We start from the raw sequence: 16950 nt of genomic DNA on the forward strand, positions 1-16950 counted from the left end.
TAGTGCGATGGGAGAACTGTGCCGCGCCCACCCCCGCCGCGTCGAGAGCACGCCTGCCCCTCAGCGGCCGCGCGCCCTCCCCGTGCTGTCCCGCTCGATCAGCTTCGGCACCGGCACCCGCACGGTGCGCGCCGGGCCCCCGTCCAGCAGCGCGAGCAGCTCGCGGGCCGCCGTGCGGCCGAACTCCACGCTGTCCCTGGACAGCGCCGACAGCCACGGCTCGACCAGCCGGCACAGCGCCGAGTCCTCCCAGGACACCACCGACACCTCGGCCGGCACCGCCCAGCCCAGCCCGGTCGCGGCGGCGATCCCGGCGACGGCCATCACATCGTTGTCGTAGACGAGCGCGGTCGGCGCGGGGGAGCGCTCCAGCACCCGGCGGGTCACCGCGGCGCCCTGGGCGTCGGAGTAGTCGGTGGTCACCGACTCGACCTCGGCCAGGCCCCGCCGCAGCGCCTCGGCCCGCAGGGCGCGCATCCTGCGCTCCGTGTGCGCGAGGCCCGGCAGCCCGGCGATGTGCACGATCCGCCGGTGGCCCAGCGCGCACAGCCGGTCCACCACCGCCGCCATCGCGCCGGCGTCGTCCGCCCACACCGAGGACAGCCCCGGGTGGCGCGCGTCCGGCGCACCGCCGATCACCACGGCCGGCAGGCCGAGTTCGTCCAGCAGGTCGGGCCGGGGATCGTCGCTGCGCGGGTCGACCACCAGCACGCCGTCCACCCGGTGCTCGGCCCACCAGCGCCGGTAGACCGCGCACTCCTCGGTGACGTCCCGGGCCACCTGGAACAGCAGCCCCAGATGGCGTTCGGCCAGCACCTCCTGGATACCGGAGACCAGCTGGAGGAAGAAGGAGTCCACGCCGAGGGTGTCGGCGGGGCGGGCCAGCACGAAACCGACTGTCGCCGCGCCCTCGCCGGACAGGGCGCGCGCCGCCGTGCTGGGCCGCCAGCCCAGCTGCTCGGCGACCCGGCGCACCCGGTCCCGGGTGACCTCCGAGACACCGGGACGGCCGTTGAGCGCGAAGGAGACCGCGCTCTCGGAGACACCGGCACGCCGCGCGATGTCCTTCATCGTCGGCCGGCGTGCCGGCACCCGCTTGCCCGACAACCCGTGCTCCCCCCTGAACGTTCCGAGTGACTAATGCGCTTGAGTCAGCTCAGGCTAAAGCGCATTAGCGATCTGCCGCAAGAGATCGTTGTCAAAGTCGCTGACCTGGCCAAATGGCCAACTAAAGACTTTAGTTCGAGTGAATCCATTGACGTAATCGGGAATCGGCGGGCAAGGTCTGCCCCGGCGCCATCGGCCGGGCCGTCCCCCCTCGCACACCGTCCTGAAAGAAGGAGCACACCGTCGTGCGCATCTCCCGCAGAACCTTCGCCGCCGCTGCCGCCGCCGTCGTCCTGTTGCCGCTGAGCGCCTGCGGCAGCGGCGGGGACGACAGCGGCTCGGACGACGCCTCGGGCAAGGTCCAGGGCGACATCACCTTCCAGACCTGGAACCTCAAGGCCAACTTCAAGGACTACTTCGAGGGCGTCGTCGCCGAGTTCGAGAAGAAGTACCCGGGCACGCACGTCAAGTGGATCGACCAGCCCGCCGAGGGCTACCCCGACAAGATCAGCGCCGACGCGGCCGGCGGCACCCTGCCCGACGTCGTCAACGTCTCCCCGGACCTGGTCGCGCCGCTCGCCAAGGCCGGCCTCGCGCTCGACCTGGACAAGGCGGCCGGGCAGTACAAGAAGGAGTACCTGGACGGCGCCTGGGCGAGCCACCGGGTCCCGGGCCTCGGCGGCACCTACGCCTTCCCCTGGTACCTCAACACCGGGCCGCTGTTCTACAACAAGGCCCTGTTCACCAAGGCCGGACTCGACCCCAGCAAGCCGCCGAAGACGTACGACGAACTCTTCGCGGACGCGCTGCAGCTGGCCCGCAAGAGCGACGGCAAGGTCGCCACCCTCGCCAACGTGCCCACCATCGAGGACTTCGGCCGCTACGGAGTGGAGCTGATGAACAAGGAGGGCACCGGCTTCGCCTTCAACGACGCCAAGGGTGTCGAACTCCTCACCAGGTACAAGGAGTTGTACGACGCCAAGGCGCTCGACCCGCAGGCGCTGACCGCGACCCCGGAGTCCTCCGGCAAGAAGTTCCTCACCGAGGCCGTCGCCATGAACCCCGGCAGCGCACTGGACCTGGAGAACTTCAAGAAGAACGCGCCGAACCTGTACCGGAACATCGGCATCACCGACCAGATCACCAGCACCGGGCACGCCAACATGTACGTGATGGGCGTGATGGTCAACGCGCAGACCAGGAAGAAGCCCGCCGCGATCGCCTTCGCGCACTTCGTCACCGACGCCGCCCACCAGATGTCGTTCGCCAAGCAGGTCGCGATCTTCCCGTCCACCGCCGGCTCGCTCGACGACCCCTACTTCACCAAGGAGGACGGCACCGACGTCACCCGGGTGCGCATCGCCGCCGCCAAGTCGCTGAAGACCGCCGTCAACTACACGCCGGTGCTGTTCAGCGACCAGATGAAGACCGCGCTGCGCAACGAGGTCGCCCGGGCGCTGCAGGGCAAGGAGAGCCCCCAGGACGCTCTCGACAACGCTGTCAAGCAGTGCGACACGCTGCTGAAGCAGCAGGGCTGACGCACCATGGCCGGCTCCACCGCCTCCCGGGTGCGGCGCCAACTGCCCACCAGCCCCTGGCTGTTCGCCGCACCGGGACTGCTGATCATCGGCGCGTTCATCCTGTGGCCGTTCGTCTCCACGGTGATCAACGCCTTCACCGACCGCCGCACCCTGGTCCCCGGACAGTTCGTCGGGCTCGCCAACTTCCGCGAACTCCTGCACGACGACATGTTCTGGATCGGACTGCGCAACAGCGCGCTCTACGTCGTCGGCGTCGTCCCCGCCCTCGTCGTGCTGCCGCTGCTGCTGGCCCTGCTGGTGCAGAAGAACATCCCCGGCATCGCCTTCTTCCGCTCCGCCTTCTACACCCCGGTCGTCGCCTCGATCGTCGTGGTCGGCCTGATCTGGGTGTGGCTGCTGGACGAGCGCGGACTGGTGAACTCCCTGCTGGAGGCGGTCGGGGTGGGCCGGATCGGCTTCCTCAGCGACCAGTGGCTGCTCCTGCTGAGCGCCATGGCCGTCACGGTGTGGAAGGGCCTCGGCTACTACATGATCATCTATCTGGCGGCACTGGCGAACGTGCCGCGCGAGCTGCACGAGGCCGCCGCCGTGGACGGCGCGGGCGCGGTCCGCCGCTTCCTCACCGTCACCATGCCCGCCGTCCGCTCCACGATGGTGCTGGTCGGCGCGCTGTCCTCGGTCGCCGCGTTCAAGGTGTTCTCCGAGGTGTATCTGATGGCCGGCCCCAGCGGCGGCCCGGCCGGCGAGGACACCACCCTCGTCATGCTGGTCCAGCGCACCGGCACCGGCCTGACCGGCCGGGTCGGCTACGCCTCCGCCATCTCCCTGGTCGTCTTCGTCGTCACCGTCGCCCTGATGCTGCTCGTGCTGCGCGCCGACCGGAAGGAGGACCGGTGAGCGTCATCGACAAGACGCGGCCCGCGCCGCACGCGGAGGCGGCCCCCGAACCCCGCCTCACCGACGAACACGGCCGGCGCATCCGGGTCTGGGAGCTGGCCTGGCGGTACCTGCTGCTGCTCGCCGTACTGGCGCTGACCGTCGGCCCGTTCCTGTGGCAGCTGTCGACCTCCCTCAAGGGGCCGACCGAGGACATCTTCAGCTCCCCGCCCCGCTTCCTGCCCGAGCATCCCACCCTGCACAACTACGAGCGGGTCGCGGACACCATCCCCGTCTGGGACTACGTCCTGAACTCGCTCAAGGTCGCCACCGCCAACGTCGTCACCAACTGCGCCGGCTCCGCCCTCGCCGGCTACGCGCTCGCCCGGCTGCGCTACCGGGGCCGCCGCGCCGCCACCCTCGCCTTCATCCTGGCCATGCTGGTGCCGGTGGAGGGCATCGTCATCGCCCAGTTCACCACGATGCGCGAACTCGGCCTGAACAACACCCTGATCGGTGTCGTGCTGCCCGGTTCGATCGGCGCGATGAACGTGCTGCTGATGCGCAACGCCTTCCTCAACCTGCCCTACGAGATCGAGGAGGCGGCGTTCGTCGACGGCGCGAACGTCTGGCAGCGCTTCACCCGCATCGCGCTGCCCGCGGTCAAGGGCACCCTCGCCGTCGTCGCGATCTTCTCCTTCATGGGCGCCTGGGACGACTTCCTGTGGCCGCTGATCGTGCTGAGCGACCCGTCCCGGTTCACCCTCACCATCGGCCTCAACTACCTGCACGGCACCTTCGCCAACGACGAGCGGCTCGTCGCCGCGGGCACCGTCATCGCCGTCGCCCCGCTCATCGTCCTCTTCGCCTGCCTCCAGCGGTACTTCTTCCGCGGGGTCGGCGAGGGCGCGGTGAAGGGCTGACCCCGCTCCAGGCCACCCCCCTCCCAAGGACCTCGCACATGCCCCCTGCCCCGCGCTTCGGCGTCAACTACACCCCCAGCGAAGGGTGGTTCCACCACTGGCTCGACTACGACCCGGGCGCCGTGCGCGCCGACCTCGACTCGATCGCCGCGCTCGGCGTGGACCACGTCCGCGTCTTCCCGCTGTGGCCCTACTTCCAGCCCGACCGCGCCCTGATCCGGCCCCGGGCGATCGAGCAGCTCCTCGACCTGGTCGACGCCGCCGCCGAACGCGGCCTCGACGTCAACGTCGACGGCCTCCAGGGCCACCTCAGCAGCTTCGACTTCCTGCCCGCCTGGACCCGCACCTGGCACCGGCGCAACCTCTTCACCGACCCCGAGGTCCTCGACGGCCAAGCCGCCTATCTGCACGCCCTGGCCGCCGCGCTCGCCGACCGGCCCAACTTCCTCGGCATGACCCTCGGCAACGAGGTCAACCAGTTCTCCGCCGGCCCCACCCCGACCCCGACCGGGCGAGCGCGGACCAGATCGACACCTGGCTGGAACGCATGCTCGCCGCCTGCGAGAAGGGCGCCCCCGGCCGGCTGCACCTGCACGCCGAGTACGACGCCACCTGGTACCAGGACGACCAGCCCTTCACCCCCGCCCAGGCCGCCCGGCACGGCGCCGTCACCGCCGTCCACTCCTGGGTCTTCAACGGCACCGCCCAGCGCCACGGCCGCACCGGCGTCCCCACCGAGCACCACGCCGCGTATCTGATCGAGCTGAGCAAGGCCTGGGCCGACGACCCCGGGCGCCCGGTGTGGCTGCAGGAGGTCGGCGCCCCCGCGCCCCTGATCCCGCCCGAGCACGCCGCCGCCTTCACCGAGGCCACCATCGCCGCCGCCCTGGACTGCCCCGACCTGTGGGGCGTCACCTGGTGGTGCTCCCACGACGTCTCCCGCTCCCTCGCCGACTTCCCCGACCTCGAATACGGCCTCGGGCTGCTCACCAACGACCGGCGCCCCAAGGACACCGCGCGCGTGCTGGCCCGGGCCGCCGGCACCCCCCGGCCCACCCCCGCCCCGCGCACCACCGCCCTCGTCGTCCCGGCCGACCCCGGGACACGCTCGCGCTGCGCCCCCGGCGGGCCCGTCTTCGACGCCTTCTTCCGGCTGGTCGCCGACGGCGCCCGCCCCACCACCGTCCTCGACACCCGCGCCCAGGACACCGCCCACCTGGCCGCGCGCGGCATCACCGAGGTCGTCGCTCCCGAACAGGTACTCCCCACCCCGCCAGGAGGAACCCGCTCGTGAACCCCACCAGACGCACCGTCCTGCGGGCCGCCGGCGCGGCGGCACTGCTGCCCTCACTGCCCTCGACGCCCGCCCAGGCCGCCCCCCGCGCCGCCGCCTCGCTCCAGCCGTACGCCTCCTACTGGTACCCCGACTCGCTGCCCTCCGGCAGTCCCGGCCCCGGTATCACCTGGCGCAGCCTGAAGGCCTGGCGGGCGGCGACCGACCCCGACCTCGCCTTCAACGCGGCCTCCGTCCCGCTCGCGCCCCGCTTCACCCCCGCCCCGGCCAACGCCACGGCCCGCTCCGGGCAGGCCCGCATCCAGGCCCTGGTCTCCTTCGGGCCGACGTCGGGCAACCCCTCGCAGGGCTCGGCCACCGCCGACTACTACGCCCTCACCCACTGGGCGTACATCGACGAGCTGGTCTTCTGGGGCGGCTCGTCGGGGGAGGGGCTGATCCTGGCGCCGAACGCGCCGGTCGTGGACGCCGCCCACCGGCACGGGGTGCCCGTCCTCGGGAACGTCTTCCTGCCGCCCGTCGCCTACGGCGGGCAACTGCGCTGGACCCGTGACCTGGTGCGCAAGGACGCCGCCGGGCACTACCCCCTCGCCGCGCAGCTCGTCGCGGTCGCCGCCGCGTACGGCTTCGACGGATGGTTCGTGAACGCCGAGACCGGCGGCGGAGACCGCGCGCTCGGCGCCGACATGCTCGGCTTCGTGCGGGAGCTCACGGCGCTGGCCACCGCCCGGGGACAGCGCGTGACCTGGTACGACGCGATGACCGTGGACGGCACCGTCAACTGGCAGAACGCGCTCACCAGCCGCAACCAGGCGTTCTTCCAGGCCGCCGACGACATGTTCGTCAACTTCGGCTGGAGCACGGCCTCTCTCGCCTCCTCCGGCGCCACCGCCGAGCGGCTCGGCCGCGACCGCTACGAGCTGTGGGCCGGCGTGGACGTGGAGGCGGGCGGCTGGAACACGTCCGTGAACTGGGACGCGGTCGTGCCGAGCGGCTCGGACCACGTCACCTCGATCGGGTTCTACCGGCCGGAGTGGACCCGCAACCACCTGCCCGACGGGCAGCGCGAACCGGCCGCGTTCCACGCGGCCGACGACCGGTTCTGGACCGGACGCTCGCTGGACCCGACGCGCCCCGATCCCGCCGACCCGTGGCGGGCACCCGCGGTGTCCGTGGCCGACCGGTCCACGGTGACGTCCGTGCCGTTCGCGAGCGTCTTCAACACCGGGCACGGACTGCGCTGGTACGAGGACGGCGAAGTCGTCTCCGGCACGCCGTGGAACCACCTCGGCCTCCAGGACCGGCTGCCGTCGCGGCGATGGGCGGTGCACACGGCCGGGCGGCGGCCGGCCGTCTCCTTCGACTTCGCCGACGCCTGGCGGGGCGGCAGCAGTGTGCTCGTCGACGGGGACGCCGACGCCCCGGTCGTGATCGAGCTGTACGCGACACGGCTGCCGGTCACCGCGGACACGGTGGTCGAGCTGACGCACCGCGCCGACGCCGGCCCCGTCACCGTGGAGCTGGCGGTGGCCACCGCCGAACCGGGCACGCCGGGCACCCCACCGCCGTACACCTTCCGGCCGGTCGCGGTCTCCGGCGGCTGGCAGACCGAGACCGTGCCGCTCACCGGCCTCTCCGGCACCGTGCGCGCCCTCGGCGTCCGGCTCACCGCGCCCGGCGGCGGCCCCGTGCGCTGGCGGCTCGGCGCTCTCGCCGTGCGCACCGCGCACGACACCCCGGCCACGCCCACCGGCTTCCGCGTCACCGCCGCCTCCGGCGGGGAAGTCCGCCTGGCCTGGAACCGCCCCGCCGCCGGGGTACGCCAGTACACCCTGCACCGCGTGCTGCCCGACGGCACCCGCCGGTTCCTCGGCGCCACCGGACAGTACGCCTTCCACGCCGCGGGCCTGCTGCCCGAGCAGGGCGAGCGCGCCGCACGGTTCGAAGTGCGCGCGGTGGGGGAGCTGTACACCTCGTCGGCCCCCGCGACTTTGACCCACCCCTGGTAACCACCCGCGGACGATTACGGAGCACCCGATGCATGACGACCGCAGCCTGGTCGAAGCCCGCCTCAAGCGCGTCCTCGACGAGCGCATCCGCCCCGCCGTGTACCCCGAGTCCGTGCCGCTGGACGTGGCGGTGTGGCACGCGCCCGGCGAGCCGGTGCCGGTCGAAGAGGGCCTGGCCGCCGAGCCCGAGCCGATCGCGGTCGGCGCCCGCTGGGGTGCTCCCTGGGGCACCAGCTGGTTCCGGGTCACCGGCACCGTCCCCGCCGCGTGGGCCGGGAAGACCGTGGAGGCCCTGCTCGACCTCGGCTTCGACGAGAACATGCCCGGCTTCCAGTGCGAGGGACTGGTCTACCGGCCCGACGGCACCCCCGTGAAGGGCCTCAACCCGCGCAACCAGTGGGTACGGATCGGTGCGCCCGCCGAGGGCGGCGAAGAGGTGCGGCTGCACATCGAGGCCGCCTCCAACCCGGTCATCCTCGACTACCACCCCTTCGTGCCGACACCGCTCGGCGACAAGGAGACCGCCGGCAGCGAGCCGCAGTACCGGCTGGCCCGCATGGACCTCGCCGTCTTCGACGAGGAGGTCTGGCAGCTGGTGATCGACCTGGAGGTGCTCGGCGAGCTGATGGCCGAGCTGCCGGCGGACGCCCAGCGCCGCTGGGACGTGCTGCGCGCGGTGGAGCGGGCCCTGGACGCGGTCGACCTGCAGGACGTGAACGGCACCGCGGCCGCCGCCCGCGCCGAGCTCACCGGCGTCCTCGCCGCCCCGGCCGTCCCCTCCGCGCACCGCATCAGCGCCGTCGGGCACGCGCACATCGACTCCGCGTGGCTGTGGCCGCTGCGCGAGACCGTCCGCAAGGTCGCCCGGACCACCTCCAACATGACCGCGCTGCTGGAGGACGAGCCGGAGTTCGTCTTCGCCATGTCGCAGGCCCAGCAGTGGGCGTGGGTGCGCGACCACCGGCCCGAGGTGTGGGCGAGGGTGAAGAAGGCGGTCGCGGACGGCCGGTTCGTGCCGGCCGGCGGGATGTGGGTGGAGTCGGACACCAACATGCCCGGCTCGGAGGCGATGGCCCGGCAGTTCGTGCACGGCAAGCGGTTCTTCCTCGACGAGTTCGGCATCGAGAACGACGAGGCCTGGCTGCCGGACACCTTCGGGTTCGCCGCCGGCCTGCCGCAGATCATCAAGGCGGCCGGCGCCAAGTACCTGCTGACGCAGAAGATCTCCTGGTCGCAGACCAACAAGTTCCCGCACCACACCTTCCGCTGGGAGGGCATCGACGGCACCCGGATCTTCACCCACTTCCCGCCCGTCGACACCTACAACTGCTCCATGAGGGGCAGTGAACTCGCCCACGCCGAGCGCAACTTCAAGGACAAGGGCGTCGCCCGCCACTCGCTCGCCCCGACCGGCTGGGGCGACGGGGGCGGCGGCACCACCCGCGAGATGGTCGCCAAGGCGGCCCGGGTCAGGAACCTGGAGGGCTCGCCCACCGTGCGGTGGGAGACCCCGCACGCCTTCTTCACCCAGGCCGAGGCCGAGTACCCCGAGCCGCCCGTCTGGGTCGGTGAGCTGTACCTCGAACTGCACCGCGCGACCCTCACCAGCCAGGCCAAGACCAAGCAGGGCAACCGGCGCAGCGAGCACCTGCTGCGCGAGGCGGAGCTGTGGGCGGCCACCGCCGCCGTACGGGCCGGATTCCCCTACCCGTACGAGGAGCTGGACCGGATCTGGAAGACGGTCCTGCTGCACCAGTTCCACGACATCCTGCCCGGCTCGTCCATCGCCTGGGTGCACCGCGAGGCCCGCGCCACCTACGAGCGCGTCGCCGCCGAGCTGAACGCGATCATCGACGCGGCCCAGCGCGCCCTGGCCGGCGCGGGCGAGGTGCCGCTGGTGTTCAACGCCGCCCCGCACACCCGCTCCGGCATCCCGGCCGGCGGCGCCGGCAGCCCCGTGACCGAGGGGCAGACGACGCGGGAGGACCGCACCGGCGGCGGGCACGTCCTGAGCAACGGCCATCTGCGGGTCGAGGTCGACGAGCGCGGCCTGGTCGTCTCCGTGTACGACGTCGAGGCCGACCGCGAGACCCTCGCGCCGGGCCGGTGCGCCAACCTGCTCCAGCTGCACCCCGACTTCCCGAACATGTGGGACGCCTGGGACGTCGACAAGTTCTACCGCAACACCGTCACCGACCTCACCGACGCCGACTCGGTCACGGCCGGCGAGGACGGGCGCTCCGTGCGGATCACGCGTTCCTTCGGCTCCTCCACGGTCACCCAGGTACTGTCGCTGGCGCCGGGGGAGCGCAGGCTGGTCATCGACACCGAGGTCGACTGGCACGAGACGGAGAAGTTCCTGAAGCTGGCCTTCCCGCTGGACGTGCACGCCGAACGGTACGCCTCGGAGACCCAGTTCGGGCACTTCCACCGCCCCACGCACACCAACACCTCCTGGGAGGCGGCCAAGTTCGAGGCCTGCAACCACCGCTTCGTCCACCTGGAGGAGCCCGGCTGGGGGGTGGCGATCGTCAACGACTCCACCTACGGCCACGACGTCACCCGTACCGTCCGCACCGGCGGCGACGGCGGTACGACCACGACCGTGCGCGTCTCGCTGCTGCGCGCCCCGCGCTTCCCCGACCCCGAGACCGACCAGGGCGTGCACCGCTTCCGGCACGCGCTCGTGCCCGGTGCGTCGATCGGGGACGCGGTGCGCGAGGGCTGGCGGATCAACCTGCCCGAGCGGCGGCTGACGGGCGGCGGCGAGGTCGCCCCGCTGGTGACCGTCGACCAGGACGCGGTCGTGGTCACGGCGGTGAAGCTCGCCGACGACGGCAGCGGCGACGTGGTCGTCCGCTTCCACGAGGCCCACGGCGGCCGGGCCCGCGCCACCCTGACGGCCGGCTTCCCCGTCGCCGGGGTCACGGTCACCGACCTGCTGGAGCGCCCGCTGCCCGACGCCCCGGCGCCGCCGGCCGACGGCGAGCGGATCGGCGTACGGCTGCGGCCGTTCGAGCTGGTGACGCTGCGGCTGCGCCGGGGGTGAGCGCGGGGCGCTGCGGCCGGTGAGCCCGGACTGGGCGGCCGGTCAGTGCCTGCCCTTGCCGCCGGGCATCCGCTGGGCCTTCTCCTTGGCCTTCTTCGGCGTGCCGCCCCGGCCGGAGCGCGGCGGGACGCCGGTGGCGCCGCCGTGTCCCGCCGGGGCGCCCGCCGCCTCCCGGGTCGGGCGGGGCGGAGCGGGTTGCGGGCTGTCCTGGAGGGCGGTGTCGCCGAGCCGTTCACGGGAGGTGGGCCCGGACGACGGAGGTGCGGCAGGGCGTTCGGACTCCCCGTCCTTCGTGGCCGAAGGCGGGGCCGTGACCGACCGGGGCGTGGTGGCGCGGCCCTTCGCGTCCGAGGAGCCGTCCGGGACGGCGAGCGTGGTGGCCAGGGCCGTGACGAGCGCGGCGGCCCCGCCGGCGACCAGGACGCGCCGGCGTGCGGGTGCGCCCCGGACCACCCCGCGCGGGGCGGCGGACGGACCGGGCAGCGTGAGGCGGGGCTCAGTCGCCTCCGGCTGCCCCTGCTGGGCCTCCGCCTCCGCCTGCCACGCCTCGGCCGCCCTCCCGGGGGAGCGGGCCAGTGTGCTCAGCACCTGGGCGCAGCCGTGCGCCGACGGGCGGTCCCGCTCGTCCAGGGCGGTCATCTTCCGTAGCAGCTCGGCGAGTTCGTGCGGAATGAACCCCGGCAGCACCGGCCGGCGGTGCAGTCGCGCGATCGCGGCCTCCAGGGGGACACCGCCGTACTCCAGCCGGGCCGTCAGGCATTCCAGGAGCACCAGTCCGAGGGCGTGGACGTCGGCGGCCGGGCCGACGGGCCGGCCGAGGACCTGCTCGGGGGCCAGGTAGGCGGCCGTGCCGATGAGGGCGCCGGGCGCCGTGCGGGTGGTGGCGTCGACCAGCCGGGAGATGCCGAAGTCGGTCAGGTGGGGCCGGCCGGAGGAGTCCAGGAGGATGTTCGACGGCTTGACGTCACGGTGCACGATCCCCGCCTCGTGCGCGTGGGCCAGCGCCCGGGCGAGGCCGGCCCCGAGCGCGGCCGTCACGCCCGGGGACAGCGGGCCCTCGGCGATGCGCCGCTTCAGGGTCGGGCCGTCGATCAGCTCCATGACCAGGTAGGGGCGGCCGTCGTGCCGGCCGGCGTCGTACACGGTGACCAGGCCGGGATGCCGCAGCCGGGCCAGGATCACCGCCTCGTTGTGGAAGCGTTCCTCCATGTCGGCGTCGGCGCCGGCGCGGAACACCTTGACGGCCACCGCTCGTCGCAGGCGCAGGTCGAGGCCGCGGTGCACGTCGGCGGCGCCGCCCGAGCCGATGAGCCCGTCCAGGCGGTACCGTCCGGCGAGAACGTCCGCGAAGCACCGGGACGGTGCCGAAGCCGGCCGGCGAAGCCGCATCTCATCTCCCACTGCTGTCGGGCTGCTGCGTACGGTGCGCTCGTCCCCGACGGGCGCCGGACACGCGTACCCCTGACAGACCGGGCTACCCCCACGGCGGCCCGGAGCGCCGGGGCCCCTTCGGCGAGCCTTCGTTCAGGCCCGCTCGCTGACCCCGGCCAGCCGGGTCGGGGGCAGGTACTCGCGTACGTACGTCCGTTCCCAGCAGGCGCCCGTCTCGCGCAGCTCCCGCCAGGTCGTGTAGCGGTAGCGGAAGAGGCGGGCGCGGACGAACCGCGGGGGAGCGCCCGGCGGGAAAGGGGAGCGGCGCAGCAGGCGCAGGGTGTCGCGGTCGTTCTCCAGCAGCCGCTCCACCAGGCCCTGGAACCACGCGCCCGCGTACGCCGGGGACAGCGCCGCGAACCACATCAGCCAGTCCAGGCGCAGGTGGTACGGCGCGAACTGGCGGGGCCAGTGCCGGGGGTCGCCGGGCTTGCCCTTGAACTCGTACTCCCGCCAGTCGGAGTCCTCGCGCGGCACGTCGTCGAGGGTGCCCTCGACCACCACCTCGTAGCGGACCCGGCTGACGCTGCCGAACGCGCCGTAGGTGTTGACCAGGTGCAGCGGGTCGAAGGAGCGGTTCATCACCTGGCGGCGGGAGATCATGTTGACCACCGGGTGATAGCTGAGGAACACCAGTCCCGCCGCCACCGCCAGGACGACCACCTCGTACCACAGGGGCGCCGAGCCGGGCGCCGACGCCGGAGCGCCGCCGTCCGGGAAGCGCAGCGCCGGCACGGCCAGCACGATCGTGATCCAGTTCAGCCAGGAGAAGTTGCCCGACAGCACCAGCCACAGCTGGGTGAGGATCATCAGCGAGGCCGCGGCCGTCGCGACCGGCTGCGGGGTGAACAGCAGGAACGGCACGATCAGCTGGGTGACGTGGTTGGCGGCCACCTCCACCCGGTGCAGCGGCCTGGGCAGGTGGTGGAAGAACCAGCTCAGCGGGCCCGGCATCGGCTGGGTCTCGTGATGGTGGTCCAGGCAGGTCAGCTTCCGCCAGCACTCGTCCCCGCGCATCTTGATCAGTCCCGCCCCGAACTCCACCCGGAACAGGATCCAGCGCAGCAGGAACAGCACCACGACCGGCGGCGCCACCTCGTCGTTGCCCAGGAACGCCGCCAGGAACCCGGTCTCCAGCAGCAGCGACTCCCAGCCGAACGAGTACCAGGTCTGCCCCACGTTGACGATCGACAGGTACAGCGCCCACGGCACCAGCCACAGCACGATCCCCGCCCACAGGGGCAGATACCCGTCCACCCCCGCCAGCAGCGCCGCCGACACCGCACAGCCCGCCCACGCGCACCCCGCGAAGAAGCGGTCGGAGTAGTGCAGCTGGAACAGGCTCGGCGCCCGCCGGAAGGACACCCGGGCGGTGAAGCGCGGGATCGGCAGCATGCCGCGCTCGCCCAGCAGCGCGCGGAACTGCAGGGCCGCCGTGAGGAACGCGACCAGGTAGACGCCGGCCAGGGCCCGCTGGAAGACCAGCCGGCTCAGCCAGTAGTCGGGTGCGATGAACCAGTCCACGCTGCCGCGCTCCTCTCCTGCCATTCTCCGCCCGCTCGATCGTCACTCTCCGTGTGCCACGGCTCCGCCCGGGTAACCCGAAGGGGTGAAAACCGGCCCCGCCCGGCGGTCGGAGCACCGCGAGCCCGTGGTCGAGGGGCCGCTGATCCAGTTCGAATAATCGGGCAAACCCTGGCAAGGTGGGCGCATGGTTGATCGGGGAGCGAGCGCGCTGTCCCTCCCGGACGACTGGCCCGCCCACCCGGATCCGATCCTGGCGCTCAACCGCATGGGCAGCTTCGACTGGGACCTGGACACCGGCCTGATGAACATGGACGCCCAGGCCCACGAGGCCTTCGACGTGCGCCCCGACGAATACGACGGCCGGCCCGAGACCCTCGCCGGCCGGGTGCCGCCCGGCGAGGCCCGCCGCCTGGACGCCCTGGTCGCCCAGGCGATCAAGGACGGCAGCGAGAACTACGGCGCCTACTTCCGCGTCCGCTGCCGCACCGGCGAGCTGCGCTGGACCCACACCCAGGGCTACATCCGGCGCGACGAGAGCGGCCGCCCGCGCCGGATCGTCGGCATCGTCCGCGACGCCACCGCGGAACTCGACGAGTTCGCCGCCCACCGCCAGCAGGCCTCCCTGGACGAGGCCCGCCGCAGGCAGACCAACGTCGTCCAGCTCACCACCGCCGCCCTCGCCCACGCCCGCACCGTGCAGGACGTCATCGACGTCCTCAAGGACACCCACGGCCTGATCCACCTCGGTGCCGCAAGCCTCGTCATGGGCCTGGTCGAGGCAGGCCGCATCCGGCTGATCGCGGAGGGCCCCGCCGGTGCCTCCGTCCCCGGCACGCGGATCACCCGCATCGACGAGCCGTACCCGATGGGCGAGGTGGTGCGCACCCTCAGCCCCCGGTTCATCGAGTCACCCGAGGAGTTCGCCGCCGACTACCCGATCCTGTGGCCGCACCTCACCGACCTCAACATCACCGCGGCCGCCTATCTGCCGCTCATCGTCCAGGCCCGCCCCATCGGCGCGATGGGCCTGCTCTACAACGACCGGCACGGCTTCACCCCCGAGGAACGCAACATCCTCGTCGCCCTCGGCAGCAGCATCGCCCAGAGCCTGCAGCGCGCGATGTTCTACGAGGAGGAGAAGGACATCGCGCAGGGCCTGCAGCAGGCCATGCTGCCGCGCACCATCCCCAGCGTGCCCGGCGCCGACGTCGCGGTGCGCTACCGCGCGGGCAGCGCCGGCGGCGTGCTCGGCCGGGACATCGGCGGCGACTGGTACGACCTGATCCCGCTGCCCGGCGGCCGGGTCGGCGCCGTCATCGGCGACGTCCAGGGCCACGACACGCACGCCGCCGCCGTCATGGGCCAGCTGCGCATCGTGCTGCGCGCCTACGCCGCCGAGGGCCACACCCCGGCCACCGTGATGGCCCGCGCCTCGGTCTTCCTGCACGAGCTGGACACCGACCGCTTCGCCACCTGCCTGTACGCCGAGGCCGACCTCGGCACCGGGGTCGTCCAGGTGGTGCGGGCCGGCCACATCGACCTGCTGCTGCGGGCCGCCGACGGAAGCTGCCGCCGCGTCCCCGTCCCCGGCGGGCTGCCGCTCGGCCTGTCCGCCGAGTTCCGCAGCCTGGAGTACCCGGTCACCACCGTCGAACTCGATCCCGGGTGCACCCTGCTGCTGACCACCGACGGCCTGGTCGAGCAGCCCGGCGACGACCTGGACGACGGCATGCGGGCCCTCGCCGAGCTCGTCGACGCCGGCCCCGACGACGTATGGGCCCTCGCCGACCGGCTGATCGAGGTCGCCGAGGAACGCGGCGGCGACGACGACGTCGCCCTGCTCCTGCTGCGCCGCCGCCCCCCGGACAGCCCGCGCACCGCGGGGCGCCTGCAGCAGCACGTCGCCCCCGGCGACGCGGAGGCGCTCACCCAGGCCCGGCACATGATTCGCGCCGCCGTGCGCGCCTGGGGCGCCCGCGAGCGCGCCGACGAGATCGAACTGGTCGCCGACGAACTGATCACCAACGCCCTCATGCACACCGAGGGAGCCGCCATCGTCACCCTGCGGCAGCTCACCGGCGCCGACCGCCGGCTGCGGGTCGACGTCGAGGACACCTCCAGCGCCCTGCCGCGCCGCCGCGAGGCCGGCATGTCGGGCGTGTCCGGGCGCGGCCTGATGCTGGTCGACCTGCTGACCGACGTGTGGGGCGTGGAGGCACGCGGCGGCGGCAAGTGCGTGTGGTGCGAGTTCGTGGTGCCCGCCCCGACCTGAGCACCCGCCGCCCCGGTGGCACCCTGGACGTATGCCGGAACTGCCCGAGGTGGAAGCGCTCAAGGACTTCCTGTCCGAGCACCTGGTCGGCCACGAGATCGTCCGCGTGCTGCCGGTCGCGATCAGCGTCCTGAAGACCTACGACCCGCCCCTGAGCGCCCTGGAGGGACACGAGGTCACCGCGGTGCGGCGGTACGGCAAGTTCCTCGACCTCGTCACCGGCGGCGGCCCGCACCTGGTCACCCATCTGGCCCGGGCGGGCTGGCTGCAGTGGAAGGACCGCCTGCCCGACGGCCCGCCCCGCCCCGGCAAGGGCCCGCTCGCCCTGCGCGTCGCGCTGGAGACCGGCGCCGGCTTCGACCTCACCGAGGCCGGCACGCAAAAACGCCTCGCGGTGTACGTCGTCGACGACCCGGCGCGGGTCGAGGGCGTCGCCCGGCTCGGCCCCGACCCGCTCGCCGACGACTTCGACGAGGCGCGCTTCGCCGCCCTCCTCTCCGGTGAGCGCCGGCAGCTCAAGGGCGCCCTGCGCGACCAGAGCCTGATCGCCGGGGTCGGCAACGCCTACAGCGACGAGATCCTGCACGCGGCGAAGATGTCCCCGTTCAAACTGGCCGCCTCCCTCACCCCCGAGGAGACCGCTCGCCTGTACGAGGCCCTGCGCACCACGCTGACCGAGGCCGTCGAGCGCTCCCGGGGCGTGGCCGCGGGCCGGCTGAAGGCGGAGAAGAAGAGCGGCCTGCGCGTCCACGGCCGCACCGGCGAGCCCTGCCCGGTGTGCGGCGACACCATCCGCGAGGTCTCCTTCAGCGACTCCTCGCTGCAGTACTGTCCGACCTGCCAGACCGGCGGCAAGCCGCTCGCCGACCGCCGGCTGTCCCGCCTGCTGAAGTGAGGCCCACGGCCCTGTGATGGACTCTC

General features: G+C 73.0%; 10 protein-coding genes and 1 pseudogene. 8 read left to right on the forward strand and 3 right to left on the reverse strand.

Translation table 11 applies throughout. The annotated features are described in order from the left end of the window. Positions 1-60: 60 nt before the first annotated feature. Positions 61-1071, reverse strand: a complete 1011-nt coding sequence (locus C3489_RS16290; protein WP_103782608.1) for a LacI family DNA-binding transcriptional regulator — start codon at positions 1069-1071, stop codon at positions 61-63. A gap of 281 nt (positions 1072-1352) precedes the next feature. Here C3489_RS16290 and C3489_RS16295 point away from each other — a divergent pair, with 281 nt between their 5' ends. From C3489_RS16295 to C3489_RS16320, 6 genes and pseudogenes are all read left to right on the forward strand, one after another. Next, a complete protein-coding gene (locus C3489_RS16295; protein ID WP_103782551.1) occupies positions 1353-2645 on the forward strand; it encodes an ABC transporter substrate-binding protein in 1293 nt (430 codons plus the stop codon). A gap of 6 nt (positions 2646-2651) precedes the next feature. Continuing rightward, positions 2652-3545 (forward strand): carbohydrate ABC transporter permease, encoded by an 894-nt coding sequence (locus C3489_RS16300; protein WP_103782552.1) that lies wholly within the window; start codon positions 2652-2654, stop codon positions 3543-3545. Beyond that, on the forward strand, positions 3542-4447 hold the full coding sequence (locus C3489_RS16305) for a carbohydrate ABC transporter permease (RefSeq protein ID WP_103782553.1): 906 nt from the start codon (positions 3542-3544) through the stop codon (positions 4445-4447). The genes C3489_RS16300 and C3489_RS16305 overlap by 4 nt, the downstream gene beginning before the upstream one ends. A 38-nt stretch (positions 4448-4485) precedes the next feature. Beyond that, positions 4486-5741 (forward strand): annotated as a pseudogene (locus C3489_RS16310) (glycosyl hydrolase). Next, positions 5738-7750, forward strand: coding sequence for an endo-beta-N-acetylglucosaminidase (locus tag C3489_RS16315; protein ID WP_103782554.1), 2013 nt, complete (start codon positions 5738-5740; stop codon positions 7748-7750). Before C3489_RS16310 ends, C3489_RS16315 begins: the two are co-directional and overlap by 4 nt. A gap of 28 nt (positions 7751-7778) precedes the next feature. Next, the gene (locus C3489_RS16320) at positions 7779-10799 is read left to right on the forward strand and encodes a glycoside hydrolase family 38 C-terminal domain-containing protein (RefSeq protein ID WP_103782555.1); all 3021 of its coding nucleotides are present in this window, start codon (positions 7779-7781) and stop codon (positions 10797-10799) included. Between the two features lie 42 nt (positions 10800-10841). Here the strand turns inward: C3489_RS16320 and C3489_RS16325 are convergent, their stop codons facing one another. Beyond that, positions 10842-12188: a serine/threonine-protein kinase gene (locus tag C3489_RS16325; RefSeq protein WP_103782556.1), complete on the reverse strand. Its 1347-nt coding sequence runs from the start codon at positions 12186-12188 to the stop codon at positions 10842-10844. 135 nt (positions 12189-12323) lie between these two features. After that, positions 12324-13754: a lipase maturation factor family protein gene (locus C3489_RS16330; protein ID WP_103782557.1), complete on the reverse strand. Its 1431-nt coding sequence runs from the start codon at positions 13752-13754 to the stop codon at positions 12324-12326. Positions 13755-13941: 187 nt separating this feature from the next. Here C3489_RS16330 and C3489_RS16335 point away from each other — a divergent pair, with 187 nt between their 5' ends. Together C3489_RS16335 and C3489_RS16340 are read left to right on the forward strand one after the other, a co-directional pair. Next, entirely contained in the window at positions 13942-16029 is a 2088-nt protein-coding gene (locus C3489_RS16335; RefSeq protein WP_103782558.1) for a SpoIIE family protein phosphatase, read from the forward strand. 31 nt (positions 16030-16060) lie between these two features. Further along, positions 16061-16924: an Fpg/Nei family DNA glycosylase gene (locus C3489_RS16340; RefSeq protein WP_103782559.1), complete on the forward strand. Its 864-nt coding sequence runs from the start codon at positions 16061-16063 to the stop codon at positions 16922-16924. Positions 16925-16950: the final 26 nt, after the last annotated feature.

Source organism: Streptomyces sp. Ru71 (assembly GCF_002920535.1).
GTDB lineage: Bacteria > Actinomycetota > Actinomycetes > Streptomycetales > Streptomycetaceae > Streptomyces.